Here is a 14,925-nt window from a genome sequence, read left to right as displayed (position 1 = left end):
ATTTTATTGCAGTTATAATTTGATCTATGGAATGTCCAAGTAGAACACAGATGACATCCAATATTTTAAGGGGGATCACATTCAATGAAAAAAGTTTTCAAGCTATCTCTTGTAATGTTGCTGGCGTTCACAGTAGTATTGGCCGGTTGCGGAAACAACAACGCTAAGAATGCTGCAAATGGCGAGACTAATGCAGGAACAAATGGCGGAACAAATGCCGCAAAATCTGATTTCAAATTTGGTATGGTTACTGACATCGGTGGCGTAAACGATAAATCGTTTAACCAATCCGCATGGGAAGCACTACAAGCTCTTGAAAAAGAAACAGGTTCTTCCGTTAAATATTTGCAAAGTAAATCCAACGCTGACTATGAGCCAAACCTTAACCAATTCGTTAAAGATGGCTACAACTTGACTTGGGGTATTGGTTTTGATCTTGGCGACGCAATTAAAAAGGTTGCTGGTGAGAACGCAAATGCTAACTTGGCAATTATCGATAGCGTTGTAGATGCTCCTAACGTAGCATCCGTTACTTTCTCTGAGAACGAAGGTTCCTTCTTGGTTGGTGTGGTTGCTGGTTTGACTACAAAAACTAACAAAGTAGCTTTTATTGGCGGTATGGAAAGCCCAGTAATCAAACGTTTTGAAGTTGGTTTCAAAGCTGGTGTAACAGCAGTTAACCCTGACGCTAAAGTTACAATTACTTATGCAGGCGCATATGACAAACCAGATACTGGTAAATCTCTTGCAGCTACATTGTATAACGATGGTAATGACATCATCTTCCCTGCAGCTGGTGCAACAGGAAATGGCGTATTTAACGAAGCTAAATCCCGTAACAAAGCTGGCGGTGCCAAAGTATGGGTTATCGGTGTAGACAAAGACCAATCCATTGAGTTTGGTACGGACGTAACTTTGACTTCCATGATCAAACGTGTTGACGAAGCTGTTAAGAAGGTTTCCAAAGAAGTAATCGATGGTACTTTCAAAGGTGGTACTACAACTGTTCTTGGTTTGAAAGACAATGGTGTAGGTATCTCTGATACATCTAAAGTTAACGTTTCTGAAGAGATCTTGGCTAAAGTTGAAGATTACAAAAAACAAATCATTGATGGAACAATTAAAGTTCCTACTGAGTAAGATCTCCCTTTTATTTATCGGATTACAATAAGCAACAAAGAAATAAGGCCGGTTATGCGCTGGCCTTATTCTTTGTTAAAGCACTGGTTATGATAAGTTGGACACAGTTATACCGTCTTGAAAAGGGCGGTACAACCGTGTTTGCATGGTAGTTATATATTCTGTGATGAGGGTGATTCCATGAGTGCTGCGGCTCCTGTCGTAGAGTTGAAGCAAATCACAAAACGATTTCCTGGTATTGTTGCTAACGATTCCATTAGCTTGACCTTAAAAAAGGGTGAGATTCTTGCATTACTCGGTGAGAATGGTGCGGGTAAATCAACCTTAATGAATATCGTGTTTGGATTGTATCAACCGGACGAAGGTAGTATTGAAATCGACGGGAAACCGGTTATAATTGATAATCCCAATAAAGCGATTGAGCTTGGTATTGGTATGGTACATCAGCATTTCAAACTCGTGGAACCTTTTACGGTTACCGAGAATATTGTTCTTGGGATGGAGCCGAAGAAAGGTCTTAAAATTGACTATAAATCCGCTGCGGAACAGGTTCGGAAGCTATCGGAGCAATATGGCCTGCAAGTGAATCCAAATGCCGTTATTCATGACATTTCTGTAGGTATGCAGCAAAGGGTAGAAATTATGAAGACCCTGTACCGCGGAGCGGATATTCTCATATTTGATGAGCCGACTGCAGTACTTACGCCTCAAGAAATTACTGAATTGATGGCGATTATGAAGCGGCTTGTTGCAGAGGGAAAATCTATTATTCTGATTACGCATAAGCTTAAAGAAATTATGCAAATATCTGATCGGGTCACCATTATCAGACGCGGAAAAGTAATCGATACCGTAAACACCGCAGAGACTAATCCGAATGAACTAGCTGAGAAAATGGTTGGACGCGGCGTAACCTTCAAGGTAGATAAAAAAGCTCCTGAGGTTGGCGAAACTGTGCTCGAGCTGAAGGATGTGAACAGCAAGAGTAAAGATGGTGTCTCGGTGCTGGACGGCCTTAGCTTTGATGTGAAAGCCGGGGAAATTCTCGGAATAGCTGGAGTAGATGGCAATGGACAAAGTGAACTGATTCAGGCCATTACAGGTCTGCGCAAAATCGATTCTGGTTCTATTAAGGTGTCGGGCAACGAGATAGCTAATTTATCCCCTCGTAAGATTACGGAGATGAATGTGTCTCATATCCCTGAGGACCGTCACAAGCACGGGTTGGTGCTTGATTTCTCCGTGAGTGAAAATATGGTTCTGGAAACTTACTATAAGAGTCCATATAACAAAAACGGCTTTATGCAAAATGATGTAATTGATAAGTATGCAGAGGGTCTTGTACAGCAATTTGATGTTCGTACACCTTCAATTCAGACAAAAGCACGTTCCCTATCCGGCGGAAATCAACAGAAAGCGATTATTGCTCGGGAAATAGATAAAGATCCGACACTACTTATTGCAGCACAACCAACACGCGGCCTAGATGTTGGTGCTATTGAGTTTGTTCAAAAGCAGCTTATTGCTCAGCGTGATCAAGGAAAAGCAGTATTGCTCATTTCGTTCGAATTGGACGAGATTATGAATGTATCCGACAGAATTGCTGTTATCTATGAAGGCAAAATTGTCGGTGAAGTGTTCCCGCAGGATACTAATGATCAGGAACTGGGTCTTATGATGGCAGGCAGCTTGAAGCGGGGAGGTAAGGCAGTTGAATAAGTTCAAAAAAATCTTCACAACTGACAGCTATATCGTTCCTCTTGTCGCCATCGTGCTTGGTTTTCTTGTGGGAGCAATAGTTATGCTTATGGGTGGTTATGATCCGATAACTGCTTACTCCGCACTGTTCACACGTGTATTTGGTAACTTGTATAACTTTGGTGAAGCCGTGCGCGAAATGACACCATTAATGCTCACTGGTCTAGCCGTAGCCTTTGCATTCCGTTCAGGGATGTTTAATATCGGGGCAGATGGACAAGTAATGATTGGTATGACAGCTGCGACCGTGGTGGGCATTAAATTTGCAGCCTTGCCAGGATTCATATTAGTTCCGCTTGCTGTTATTATAGCGGGCTTATGCGGAGGTCTGTGGGCTGGTATCGCCGGCTACTTGAAGGCCAAACGTGGAATTAATGAAGTTATTACCACGATCATGTTAAACTGGGTTGCTCTGTACTTGTCGAATTATATTGTAAGAGCATTTCTGTTACTTCCGGGGCAGAATCGTTCCGAGGATATTCCAGCTTCTCTTTCCATGACGTTCTTGAATTCGTTATTTGACAATGCGCGTCTGCACTGGGGAACAGCTATTGCCTTTGCCGCAGCAGTATTCTTCTATGTCTACTTATGGAAGACTAAGCAAGGATATGAAATGCGTGCTGTTGGTTACAATCCTCATGCTGCCGAGTACGCAGGGATGAATGTTGGTCGTAACGTTGTAAAAGCAATGTTCATAAGTGGAGTATTTGCAGGGTTGGCCGGAGCAGGAGAGGTACTGGGTGTATTCCATTATCAATCTGTGTTCGCGGCATCGCCAGGATATGGATTTGATGGTATCGCAGTAGCTCTACTTGGTTTAACACATCCACTTGGTGTGGTTCTAGCTGCGATTCTCTATGGTACGTTGACCTATGGTTCTGCGGGGATGAGTTTTGCTGCAGATGTTCCTCCGGAGCTTATTCGTATCGTTATAGGTTCAATCATATTCTTTATTGCGGCACAAGGAATTGTGCGCTGGGTGCTTAAGCCCTTTTACTTCAAACGCAAGAAAGAGAAGGTGTTATAGATGGATCTGCAGACGTTAGGTCAACTGCTTAATACAACGCTTGTTTTTTCCACAGCGCTCATTTTTGCCTCACTTGGCGGCATCTTCTCTGAACGCTCCGGTGTCGTAAATATTGGACTTGAAGGTTTGATGATGTTTGGTGCTTTTGCCGCAGCAGTAGGCGGTTATTATGCTCAAGATGCTGGGATGGGTGAATGGGCTCCTTGGATTGGCGTACTATGTGCTATGGCCGTCGGGGTACTTGGTTCACTAATTCATGCAGTTGCAGCTATTACCTTTAAATCGGATCAGACGATCAGTGGTACGGTTATTAACTTTTTAGCCGCAGGTAGTACGCTCTACATGGTAAAGCTGCTGTTTGATGGATCTGCTGAAACTCCGCTAATCGATGGATTTAACAAGGTTGCAATTCCTGGACTCTCCAAAATCCCAGTGATCGGTGAAGGGATATTTAATTCCTATCCGACCACTTATCTGGCCATCGTGCTGGTTATTGTTATTTATTTCGTTTTGTTTAAGACGCCATTTGGACTGCGTTTACGCGCAGTAGGTGAACATCCTAGTGCTGCAGACACCTTAGGGGTCAAGGTGAAGCGGATGAGATATATCGGCGTGATGTTGAGTGGATTGCTGGCTGGTATCGGTGGTGCTACAATCACTCTAACTACAACCGGAACCTTTGGACATAATACGGTTTCTGGTCAAGGTTTTATCGCGATCGCTGCGATGATCTTTGGTAAATGGAATCCGCTCGGTGCCTTTGGTGCTGCAGTATTCTTCGGATTCTCCCAAGCGATCCGTAACTATGTTCAATTGTTCGAGTGGTCTAAAGGGATTCCGCAAGAGTTTATCTTCATGATTCCTTACGTATTAACGATCATTGTATTGGTGGGTGCTGTAGGTCGTTCCGCTGCTCCTAAGGCATTAGGTCAGCCTTACGATCCTGGTAAACGCTAGATCTTTTCGATTTTTTGCTTATATCATTATCAAGCCGAATTTCCGGACCTTTTCCGGAAATTCGGCTTTTTTTGTTAGGATCGATATGGATAAACATTGAGAGGTAAGGGCAAGTGTACAGGCGAAGGTTCCTTTGTGCGAATAAACTGTTTTGAAGATGACGGGAATCAGAAGCTTGCAGAACTTTTTGGAGGGGATATTATGACTAAGCCAGTTACGAAAAAGCAGGTTATGAGGCTCGTAGGTAAGCAGATCATCGCTGTGAAAAAGGATGGCACACAGGTTACAGGAAAGCTGCTTCGTGTATCCGGAAATCGTCTTATATTGCAACGTGTAAGTGGTAAAAAAGTACAAACGAAAGCAATCATTCCATTAGTGTTGTTTGATTTGCTTGCCATTGGTACTGCCCCTTATACTTATGGTGGTGGTTATGGCGGCGGCTATGGCGGAGCTACACCTTATGGTGGGGGTTACGGATATGGAACTCCTTATGGAGGTTATGGGTACGGAGGCACACCATATCCACCTTTTGGATTCTTTTAAGTCTTGATATGTGCTGTTTTGGCTAGGAGAATCGTTTCTCAAGCTCGTAACAAAAACTTAGGGATTGATAACGGGCTACGCTGTAGCCCAATTTTTGATAAAAGGCTAGCGCTGCTGTATTCCCTAAATCGACGGAAACCTTAGAACGATGACATCCGCGAGATAGTGCAAATCTTTCTGCTCGATCCATGAGCATATTCCCCAATTGTTTTCGTCTAGCCTCTGGTGCAATGGCTAACATATCGATGTAGAGTAAATCACCATGCAGCAAGAAATGGACAAACCCGTTTGGATCGCTTTCATAGTCAGGACAGGTGACAAGGGTAATTCCGTGTCCCAGACGACGGGGTAAATCCTTTTTGATTTTAGTGATTTCAGTTTGCGGCAGATGAGATAATGGTACGAGCTGTCGCTCGATTAAATCAAAAATAACAACGTCATCCTGCTTCGGCCGACGATAACGAATCATAGAGCGTCCCCTTTCCACGCATTGTCGTACATCATATGTTGGGAGAGGGGCAGGCGTTCCGAGAGGGTAGAAGCAGGAGTTGTGACGATTTTAAAAATATGGGTATTGACTATCCGTGTTAGGAATCATATAATGTGTCTAAACATTTTAACGAACATACATGTATCGGCAATGATGAGGACGAAGTTTTAAGGGCTCTTTTGCTCAGAGAGTGTGAGGATTTGCTGCAACCTCCACCGGAATCCCTTATATACGAGCTCACCTCGGAGCTGTTTCCCTGAAAGGTCCACTGGCTAGAGTGGTGGAATTATTAGGGGGAATCGTTTAGTCCGCGTTACGGACTTCAGGTTACAGAGATTAGGGCCCTTGCCTACATCGATGGATTTTTGTATACCTGATAAGGCGTTGCATCGCGAGATGTAATGCAAACATGGGTGGTACCACGGAAGATCAACCTTTCGTCCCTCACGCGCTAATACTGTGCGTGGGAGGCGAAAGGTTTTTTTGTTTTATAAATAACTATTTGCTGATGTATAGAGGACGGTCCGTCATTTGCATAATGAATGTTAAATATCGGAGGAGGAATACTGATGAGCGCGCAAATACCGGAATTACGGTCTACAGAGCAGCTAAAAGAAAAATGGATGGAGCCGGAAGTCATTACTGGTTCGGAAATACTACTCCGCAGCCTTGTATTGGAGGGTGTAGACACAGTATTCGGATATCCAGGTGGGGCAGTATTGTACATTTATGATGCATTGTACGGTTTTACGGATTTCAATCACGTGTTAACACGTCATGAGCAAGGCGCGATTCATGCAGCTGACGGTTATGCTAGAGCAAGTGGCAAACCAGGGGTATGTATTGCAACCTCCGGTCCTGGAGCAACAAATCTTGTGACAGGTATTGCTACAGCATATATGGACTCCACTCCATTGGTTGTAATCACAGGTAATGTATTCTCCAGCCTAATCGGTACAGATGCTTTCCAGGAAGCAGACATTACCGGAATCACGATGCCAATCACTAAGCACAGCTACTTTGTAAGAGATGTTGAGGATCTCCCACGCGTAATTCATGAAGCTTTTCATGTGGCGAATACTGGTCGTAAAGGTCCTGTGTTGATCGATATTCCGAAAGATGTGTCGGCAGCAAAGACGTTGTTCACACCAGTCAAGACCGTAAATCTTCGTGGTTACAATCCTTGTACAGTTCCTAACAAACTGCAGCTTGATAAATTGGTTCGTGCGATTGCGGTTGCTGAACGTCCAATTATCATTGCGGGTGGTGGAGTTATCTACTCCGGAGCACATGAAGCGATGTTCGAATTCGTGAAACGGACAGAGATTCCAATCACTACAACCTTGCTAGGACTTGGAGCTTTCCCTAGTGCTGAAGAACTGTGGATGGGGATGCCGGGTATGCATGGGACATATACCGCGAATAATGCAATTCAACAATGCGATTTGCTCATTAATATCGGCGCCCGTTTTGATGACCGTGTTACTGGCAGGCTGGACGGCTTCGCGCCAAAAGCCAAGATCGTGCATATCGATATAGACCCTGCAGAAATCGGGAAAAATGTATCCCCTGATATTCCGATTGTAGGCGATGTGAAAACTGTATTGGAAATGCTGAATCCTGAGGTTGGCCGTGCATCTAATGCCGATGCTTGGAGAACACAGATTGCTCAGTGGAAGCTAGATCAGCCGCTTCGGTATAAGGATTCAGAGACAGAGCTTAAACCACAATGGGTTATTGAAATGATTAATGACACCACTAAAGGTGAAGCGATTGTCACTACGGATGTTGGTCAGCATCAAATGTGGGCTGCACAATACTATAAGTTCAATCATCCGCGTTCATGGATTACTTCAGGCGGTCTTGGAACGATGGGCTTCGGATTCCCGTCCGCTATCGGTGCACAGATGGCACATCCTGAACGGTTGGTAGTATCGATTAATGGTGATGGCGGCATGCAAATGTGTTCGCAAGAGCTAGCGATTTGTGCGATTAATAATATACCAGTCAAAATTGTAGTTATTAACAATCAGGTGCTTGGAATGGTTCGCCAATGGCAGAATCTTATCTATGATAAACGTTACAGCTTTACAGATCTCGCAGGCAGTCCGGACTTCGTTAAGCTGGCTGAGGCCTATGGTGTAAAAGGTCTACGGGCAACGAATAAGGAAGAAGCACGTGATGCATGGCAGAAAGCACTGGAAACACCGGGTCCAGTATTGGTAGAATTCGTTGTTCCAAAAGACGAGAATGTCTACCCGATGGTAACTCAAGGTTCGACCATCGATCATATGCTGATGGGGGATGAATAACAGTGACAAGACATACGATTTCTGTACTTGTAAATGACCAGCCGGGTGTGCTTCAGCGGGTGTCAGGTTTGTTCGGTCGCCGCGGATTTAATATTGAGAGTATAACGGTTGGCCAGTCCGAAGAGGTTGGATTATCCCGGATGGTTATCGTAACTCTTGGCGACCAGCATACCCTTGAACAAATCGAGAAGCAGCTCTATAAGCTAATTGATGTTATCAAAGTCGTTGATCTTGGAGCTAAGCCAATGGTTGCACGTGAGCTGGCCCTGATTAAAGTGAATGCTGATCCAAGTGAGCGTCCGGAGATCATGGGTGTTGTAGAAACCTTCCGGGCCTCGGTTGTAGATATTGGCAGCACAACATTGTTGGTGCAGGTAGTTGGAGATACACAGAAGATTGATGCGATGATCGAGCTTTTGAAGCCTTATGGGATCAGAGAGCTGTCTCGCACAGGTGTTACGGCTATGGTACGCGGTAACTCATAAATATTTTATTTTGCGACTTTAACGGATTACTGCTTGATTGCATTAATCTGATATGATATGAATGAACTTCCCGCTAAAGAGCGGGAGCTTGAGGAGCAACTAGATCTTCAAAGAATCCAGTTCTCTTGAAGCACCCGCTCTTTATGATGGGTCTCAAATTAAAGGAGGATATTGACAATGGCAGTTACAACGTACTATGAACAGGATGCAGAACTTAGTGTATTAAAAGGAAAGACAATTGCGGTAATCGGGTACGGTAGCCAAGGACATGCCCAAGCACAAAACCTGCGTGACAGTGGTCTTCAAGTTGTCATCGGTCTTCGTGAAGGTAAATCTTTTGAAACTGCGAAAAATGACGGTTTTGAAGTATTGCCAGTAGCTGAAGCAGTATCCCGTGCAGATGTTGTTCAAATCCTAATGCCAGATGAAACACAGGCTTCCGTATATAAAAATGAAGTGGAACCAAACCTCAAAAAAGGTGCAGCTTTGATGTTCTCCCACGGCTTTAACGTACACTTTGGACAAATCGTTGCTCCTAAAGATGCGGACGTGCTGCTTGTAGCACCAAAATCTCCAGGTCACATGGTTCGTCGTACTTATGTTGAAGGCTTTGGCGTTCCTGGCTTGATTGCCATTGAGCAAGATGCAACAGGTAAAGCAAAAGAAATCGGTCTTGCTTATGCAAAAGGTATCGGTTGTACACGTGCAGGAGTTATCGAAACTTCTTTCCGTGAAGAAACCGAAACCGACTTGTTCGGCGAACAAGCAGTACTTTGTGGTGGTGTTTCCGCACTGATCAAAGCTGGATTCGAAACTTTGACAGAAGCAGGATATGCTCCTGAAATGGCTTACTTCGAATGTCTGCACGAATTGAAACTGATCGTTGACATGGTATACGAAGGCGGATTGTCCAGCATGCGTGATTCCATCAGTAACACTGCGGAATACGGTGACTATGTAACTGGACCACGCATTGTAACTGAAGATACTAAAAAAGCAATGAAAGCTGTTCTGACAGATATTCAAGAAGGTAAATTCGCTCGCGACTTTATCCTTGAGAACCAATCCGGACGTGCTTTCCTTACCGCTACTCGCCGCAACGAAGCTGCTCACCCAGTAGAAGTTGTAGGTAGCCAATTGCGTGAAATGATGCACTGGATTAAGAAATAATCATATTCATACTTATGATTAAATAGTGTTACCTTCAAATGCGGCCGTGACTTTGCGAGCCGCATTTGAGAGTTTCAGCACAATCTTTGGGAGGTGCTTAGCATGCGGAAAATTTATGTGTTCGATACGACACTGCGAGATGGAGAGCAGTCACCAGGTGTGAACCTCAACACGCGTGAGAAAGTGGAGATCGCTTACCAGTTAGAGAAGCTGGGAATTGATCGCATGGAAGCGGGTTTTCCTGCAGCTTCTCCAGGTGATCTAGCTTCTGTTAATGCGGTGGCAAGAGCTGTGAAGAACGTCACGGTAATCGGCCTTTCACGTTCTAGAGAGACAGATATTGATGCTGTAAAAGAAGCACTACAGGGAGCGCAGGACCCTTGTATTCATATTTTTCTAGCTACATCTCCTATTCACCGCCAGCATAAGCTGCGGATGGATAAGGCTCAGGTGTTGGAAACTGCACAGTCTGCTATCCGATACGCTAAGAAATATTTCCCTAAGCTCGAGTTTTCATTAGAAGACGCGGGCCGTACGGAGTATGATTTCATGGCTGAAATGGTCGGCATGGCTATCCGGGAAGGCGCTAATGTTGTTAATATCCCGGATACTGTAGGTTATTTGAATCCTTCTGAGTACGGAGCTATCTTTAAATATCTAAAAGAGAATGTGCCTGATATTGAACGCGTACAGCTTAGTGCCCATTGTCATAACGATCTTGGCATGGCTACAGCAAATACGCTGGCTGCGATTCAAAATGGTGCAGATCAGATCGAAGGAACGATCAATGGTATTGGTGAACGCGCCGGGAACACAGCGATTGAAGAAGTGGCATTAGCGCTTGAGACACGAGCTGAATTTTTTGGTGCAAAAACTTCTTTAACGTTGTCCGAGATTTCTCGCACAAGCCGTCTAGTCAGCAAACTGACAGGTATGGTTGTCCCAGGGAATAAAGCGATTGTAGGAGCTAATGCATTTGCTCATGAATCGGGTATTCACCAGGATGGAATGCTGAAAGAGAAAACCACCTATGAGATCATGACACCGGAGACCATTGGACTTAAAGAGAGCAAACTGGTACTTGGTAAGCACTCTGGACGCCATGCTTTCCGCGATAAGTTAAGTGATCTAGGGTACGATTTATCTGAAGAAGAGCTTAATACAGCTTTTTCAAGGTTTAAGGACTTGGCTGATAAGAAAAAAGAAGTGTCTGATGGAGATATTTTGGCATTGATTGAAGAGAAACTAATTGATACGCCAGAAGTATTCAGACTTCAGACGATTTACGTTACTTACGGTAATAAAGCTGTTCCAACTGCTAAGGTGATTATCGATGGTCCGGAAGCGGAGGCTATTGTCGCAGAGGCAGAAGGCAATGGTTCAGTAGATGCCATCTACAATGCTATCGATAAAGCTACGGGTGAGGAAGTTACCCTTGGAGATTATTCGATTAAATCCGTCTCCCGTGGTAAAGATGCACAGGGCGAAGTTCATGTAGTACTGTCGCAAGGCGAAGTTGCTGCACAGGGCCGTGGACTTAGCACCGATATTCTAGAAGCGAGTGCCCGCGCTTATATCGATGCACTTAACAAGCTTCTGGAGAAGCGTAAAACTTACACCAAACGTGATCACGCTAGTCTATAAAATGTACAATGTACTTTTGGTTTTTTTAAGTAGTATTACTCTTACTATTAAGATCTAGATGAGAATACATTAGATACGACAGGGATATGCGAGTTTACATCGCATATCCCTGTTTTTTTATTTGGAAGAAAAAGTATGGAAAAGGCTTCTACTGGACTCTGTTCAGATTATGTATAGATGCATTATTTACAATAGATGTAAGCATGGCGATTAGTAGAAGGAGAAAAGATCAAGGAGGTCATTGCAGAGGATAGAGTGCTGGATCCAAAGTATAGAGTTTAGGAAAGACATAATAAATGCTTAAAAGGGAGGAATTTAACAAATGTTATTAAAAAAGAAAATAAGCGCATGGCTCATAGTATTATTACTTGTGACGCAATGGGCTTATAGCTTTGGCTTCGGGTTTAATACGCCAGCATATGCAAGTGGAAATGGCACTGGTACTGTGATTAGTGAAAATCTCATTACTAATGTAACGCTGGCTGTTTACACCGATGACAAATATACCAGTACGGTGACTGGAAGTGTATATGAGCTTGATTCCAATACGGAATTGAACTATACATGGGAACTTCCCGATGGGCATGGTTATAAGGATGGCTCAACCTTTACGTTTGATCTTCCTACACAGTTTGAACTTTATAATGATCTGAATGATAATCTAATGTTTGACGATGAGGTAATTGGAACTTATACAGTCGACAAAAATACCAACAAAGTTGTATTTACATTTAATAATTATATTGAATCCCACTTTCAAGTGGGGGGGACATTTTCAGTAAGATCGCTTTTGAGCTCTAAAAAAATTACAGGCTCCACGAATCAGACGGTGACGTTTCCAATACAAAGTGGTACCCAGACGATTGAACTTAATCTCAAGCCCAAAGCTAGTTCTTCGATAGAAAAAAATGGGGTGCCTAAGCCGCAGTATTATAATCCATCTAGTATCGCTTGGACTGTTGATGTGAACAAATCACTAGACAGTATTAACAATGCGATGGTTACGGACAAGCTTCCTACGGGATTATCACTAAACTCGGTATCCATTGCTGTTTATGAGCTGAATGTAAATGTCGATGGGACTGCAAGTCCTGGTAGTTTGGTGAATAGCAGTAAGTATGATGTGACAGCCTCATCTACTGGAGAGCTTAATCTGAAATTTAATGATAAGCCGATTACTAAGGCTTACCGGATTGAATTTTCTACGGATATTACTGGTACTGGTGTAGATGCGACAACATTCTATAATGAAGCTGTCTTAACTGGTGATGACGGAATTTCTAAAAAAGCTAGTACTACAGTTACGGTAGGGCGCGGAAAGCCGTTGTCAAAAGAAAAAATAAAATACGATGAAGCGACTCAGACGATTTCCTGGGCTGTTAATTTCAATTACAATGAAAAAACAATTTTAGCTGCAAATGCTGTATTGAGTGATTTATTCAACGATACACAAGATTTAATCCTTAGTTCTGTTAAGGTCTATCCTGTTACTATCGACGGTAATGGAAATGGAGTTAAGGGGGCAGTAGCACTTGCACCTAGCGAATATACGATAACCCCAACGACCGCAAAGGATTCGAACGGTTTTGACCTGAAGTTTAACAATGACATTCATTCGGCTTACCGAATTGAATACCAAACAAAGGCAAATAACAGAGTTCATGATGATACTACGATTACGAACAAAGTGACTTATAACGGAAAGACTGAATCTGCTACAAGTGATATCAAGCAGCATATTCTTCATAAAAACTATAGCAATATTAATTATGCCAATAAAACAGTTGATTGGACCATCCAAATTAACGACGATAGTGTAACTATGGATGATCTAGTGGTAAAGGATACTTTCGGCAATGCTGGACTGAAACTTGTTCCAAACACATTAAAGGTTAAGCCGACAAAAGGAGGAACTGCGGCCGTTCATAGCGTTGTTTACAATGAGAGTGATCCAGTTGCTATAACTGATGGTTTTGTAATAACTTTTAAAGCTCCGATATCTGAACCATACACAATTACTTATACAACCAGCTTTAATTATGATTGGTTGGCTCCTAAGAAAGATAAATTCTCTAATACAGCTGCACTCACATGGAAAGAGAATGGTAAGCCGAAGAGCAAAGAAGTTACCGAATCCTTCGATCCAAGAGCTGAAGTGAAGAACAATGGTAAAAAGAGTGGTTCTTACAATGCTGTAACGAAGGAAATTACCTGGAACGTTGGCGCCAATTATAATCAGAAAACGTTAAATAAAGCTGAATTGATTGATAGCATTCCGGCTGGTCAAGTTGTCAATAAGGCTTCTGTAAAAGTTTACAAATGGGAGTATGGTGCAAACGGAAATCCATCTCCAGGAGCTGATGTGGATCCCAAAGACTATGAAGTGACGCTTACTGCTACTGAACTTAAGGTAACATTTAGCAAAGCTATTAATTACGCGTTCTATGTCACTTTCAAGACTACGTTTGCTGATCAAGCGATTGATTCGAACAAAATTACCAATACAGCTATTCTATATGACGATAATACAAAAGAGTCCGCAGAGCTGAAAGCTTCTGTTAATGTCCCTCAGGGCGGGGAATACGTTAATAAAACGGGTTCCCAGAATGGTAATAAGATTAATTGGACAATTAATATCAACCGTAACCAATCTTTTGTAACAGAGGCTGTAATTACGGATGTTCCGAGTGACAATCAAATTCTCTTGTCTGATACATTCCATGTCTTTAAAACGACAGTTTTAAGTGATGGAACTGTAAAAGAAACTTCTCAAGAGTTGATTAGAAATACGGATTATAAGCTGGAGATTACTACGGATATCGATGGAAAGGAAAGCTTTAAGCTTAGTTTCCTCAAAGATATCTCAGAGGCGTATATTCTTAAATATGACTCTCTGATCACAGCAAATCACAATGATAAAGTTACTAACAAGGTTAAATTTGACGGTAAAAATATCAAGGTTATTCCACATGAATCAAGCGAGGATATTACAGTTAAGCTCTCTAGTGGTTCCGGCACAGGGAGTGGTGTAAGAGGTCCATTAGCGATCACGAAGGTAGATGATGCTGATCATAAAAAGCTGCTAAGTGGAGCAGTCTTTGATCTCTATCGTGTCGTTGATAAGGACAAGGTCTGGATTAAGGAAGGGACTACGGGGGCAGATGGGGTACTTGAATTTACCAAGCTGCCAGGCGGTAAATATGTATTGATTGAAAAAACAGCACCAGTTGGTTATGTCCTTAATCCAACACCACATGAAGTGGATATTGCTACAACGGCAGGTTTTAAAATAACGATAACCAATAAACTCCCAACGCCGACAGCAACGCCGACGCCGACAGCAACGCCGACGCCGACAGCAACGCCGACGCCGACAGCAACGCCGACGCCGACAGCAAC

General features: G+C 43.0%; 11 protein-coding genes. 10 read left to right on the top strand and 1 reads right to left on the bottom strand.

Going from position 1 to position 14,925, the window contains the following annotated elements; genetic code table 11:
* The first annotated feature begins 84 nt into the window (after window positions 1-84).
* The 5 genes from UQ64_RS17575 (at window position 85) to UQ64_RS17555 (ending at window position 5,425) form a co-directional block, all read left to right on the top strand.
* Window positions 85-1,140 carry a BMP family lipoprotein gene (locus UQ64_RS17575; protein ID WP_060624838.1) on the top strand — a complete coding sequence of 352 codons (1,056 nt, stop codon included), beginning with the start codon at window positions 85-87 and terminating at the stop codon, window positions 1,138-1,140.
* A gap of 180 nt (window positions 1,141-1,320) precedes the next feature.
* Window positions 1,321-2,859 carry an ABC transporter ATP-binding protein gene (locus UQ64_RS17570; protein WP_060624837.1) on the top strand — a complete coding sequence of 513 codons (1,539 nt, stop codon included), beginning with the start codon at window positions 1,321-1,323 and terminating at the stop codon, window positions 2,857-2,859.
* Complete coding sequence (locus tag UQ64_RS17565; protein ID WP_060624836.1) at window positions 2,852-3,925, top strand: ABC transporter permease; 1,074 nt, start codon at window positions 2,852-2,854, stop codon at window positions 3,923-3,925. Before UQ64_RS17570 ends, UQ64_RS17565 begins: the two co-directional genes overlap by 8 nt.
* A complete protein-coding gene (locus tag UQ64_RS17560) occupies window positions 3,926-4,882 on the top strand; it encodes an ABC transporter permease (protein WP_060624835.1) in 957 nt (318 codons plus the stop codon).
* Between the two features lie 201 nt (window positions 4,883-5,083).
* Window positions 5,084-5,425 (top strand): hypothetical protein, encoded by a 342-nt coding sequence (locus tag UQ64_RS17555; RefSeq protein WP_060624834.1) that lies wholly within the window; start codon window positions 5,084-5,086, stop codon window positions 5,423-5,425.
* Between the two features lie 22 nt (window positions 5,426-5,447).
* Here the strand turns inward: UQ64_RS17555 and UQ64_RS17550 are convergent, their stop codons facing one another.
* Window positions 5,448-5,894 (bottom strand): GNAT family N-acetyltransferase, encoded by a 447-nt coding sequence (locus UQ64_RS17550; RefSeq protein ID WP_060624833.1) that lies wholly within the window; start codon window positions 5,892-5,894, stop codon window positions 5,448-5,450.
* 590 nt (window positions 5,895-6,484) lie between these two features.
* Here UQ64_RS17550 and ilvB point away from each other — a divergent pair.
* From ilvB to UQ64_RS17525, 5 genes are all read left to right on the top strand, one after another.
* Window positions 6,485-8,227, top strand: a complete 1,743-nt coding sequence (gene ilvB, locus UQ64_RS17545; protein ID WP_060624832.1) for a biosynthetic-type acetolactate synthase large subunit — start codon at window positions 6,485-6,487, stop codon at window positions 8,225-8,227.
* A complete protein-coding gene (ilvN, locus tag UQ64_RS17540; RefSeq protein WP_209445830.1) occupies window positions 8,224-8,712 on the top strand; it encodes an acetolactate synthase small subunit in 489 nt (162 codons plus the stop codon). The genes ilvB and ilvN overlap by 4 nt, the downstream gene beginning before the upstream one ends.
* Window positions 8,713-8,889: 177 nt before the next feature.
* Window positions 8,890-9,882, top strand: coding sequence for a ketol-acid reductoisomerase (gene ilvC, locus UQ64_RS17535; protein WP_036679485.1), 993 nt, complete (start codon window positions 8,890-8,892; stop codon window positions 9,880-9,882).
* Window positions 9,883-9,984: 102 nt separating this feature from the next.
* On the top strand, window positions 9,985-11,526 hold the full coding sequence (locus tag UQ64_RS17530; RefSeq protein ID WP_060624830.1) for a 2-isopropylmalate synthase: 1,542 nt from the start codon (window positions 9,985-9,987) through the stop codon (window positions 11,524-11,526).
* 322 nt (window positions 11,527-11,848) lie between these two features.
* Window positions 11,849-14,925: collagen binding domain-containing protein (locus UQ64_RS17525; RefSeq protein ID WP_209445827.1), on the top strand; the 3,077-nt coding region annotated here is incomplete at its 3' end.

It is taken from the genome of Paenibacillus etheri (assembly GCF_001012825.1).
Classification (GTDB): Bacteria; Bacillota; Bacilli; order Paenibacillales; family Paenibacillaceae; genus Paenibacillus_AQ; species Paenibacillus_AQ etheri.
This window is presented reverse-complemented; position numbering and strand designations above follow the sequence as displayed.